Here is a 1,234-nt window from a genome sequence, read left to right as displayed (position 1 = left end):
CATCGGCGTTATCACGAGTCAACAGGGATTGTTTTTAGTTCTCTGTATCCTGGATGTGTGGCAGATACGCCTCTATTCCGAAATCATTATCCTTTATTCCAGAAAATTTTCCCGCTATTCCAGAAAAATATTACTGGGGGATATGTTTCTCAAGATTTAGCAGGAGAAAGAGTTGCTGCTTTAGTTAAAGATCCTGAGTATAAGGAGTCTGGAATGTATTGGAGTTGGGGAAATCGACAGAAGAAAGATCGTCAGTCTTTTGTGCAAGAAGTTTCTGATGAAGCGAGTGATGATGATAAAGCGATTAAGCTTTGGGAATTAAGTTCAAAGTTGGTAGGGTTGAGTTAGTTTTTTAATTGAGATATTGACATCCTCCCCGGCCTAAAGGCACGGGGATTCCTACCGAGCCGTAACTCCTCGGTGGGTTGACGTTTTGCTGGCGCAAAGCTCCGCTAACACAGGCTGCTGCTACCTTGACGCTAGTCTGACGCTTGCCTCCACGTCCGTTTTTAGTCTCCGAATGCCCTCCGGCGACTAATATATTGATCGCTGCATTCTCATCTCTATCATGTTTTGCGCCGCAGTTGAGACACTCCCATTCTCGCACCTGAAGGTCTAATTTTCCACCTTTAAACCCACAGCTAGAGCAAGTTTGAGATGTGGGTTCCCAACGACTAATTACTTGAAAATCACGACCATATTTTTCTGCTTTTCCTTCTAGGAATGTTCTGAATGTTCTCCAACCTAAATCAGATATAGCTCTGGATAATTTACGGTTTTTTACCATACCAGAAACGTTCAAATCCTCTAAAACAATTGTTTGGTTTTCACTAATTATTTTAGTAGATAATTTATGCAGAAAATCTGTTCTTGTATCTTTCAGTTTGGCATGAAATTTAGCCACTCTCAACCTAGCTTTTTCATATCTTTTAGATCCTTTAGTTTTTTTAGATAATGATTTGCTTAACTTTCGATATTTATTAATTCGTTTCTTTAGTGGTTTTGGAGCATCAATTTTTTGACCATTACTTAATGTAGCAAAAGTTTTGATTCCTAAATCTATACCTACTGAATTATCAGTTTTTGGTAAGGTTTCTGGTTGTATTTCTACTACAAAACTAAGAAAGTATCTATTAGCTGAATCTTTAATTACTGTTACTGAGCTAGGCTCACTGGGTAGTTTTCTTGACCAGGCTACTTTAAGCTTTCCAATCTTAGCTAAATAAACTTTATA

Annotated in this window: 1 protein-coding gene and 1 pseudogene; one reads left to right on the top strand and one right to left on the bottom strand. The window is 38.3% G+C overall.

Annotated elements, in window-relative coordinates:
* Nucleotides 1-348 (top strand): annotated as a pseudogene (locus tag F6K13_RS33885) (protochlorophyllide oxidoreductase); the annotation flags it as partial.
* Nucleotides 349-352: 4 nt separating this feature from the next.
* On the opposite strand, the gene F6K13_RS33880 reads toward F6K13_RS33885, so the two are convergent.
* Nucleotides 353-1,234, bottom strand: an 882-nt coding sequence (locus F6K13_RS33880; protein ID WP_287290041.1) for an RNA-guided endonuclease TnpB family protein, incomplete at its 5' end; no start/stop codon positions are given.

This window comes from Okeania sp. SIO2B9 (assembly GCF_010672505.1).
GTDB classification, from domain to species: Bacteria; Cyanobacteriota; Cyanobacteriia; order Cyanobacteriales; family Microcoleaceae; genus Okeania; species Okeania hirsuta.
The sequence above is the reverse complement of the archived record's forward strand: the minus strand, read 5'-3'. Positions and strand labels throughout refer to the sequence as shown.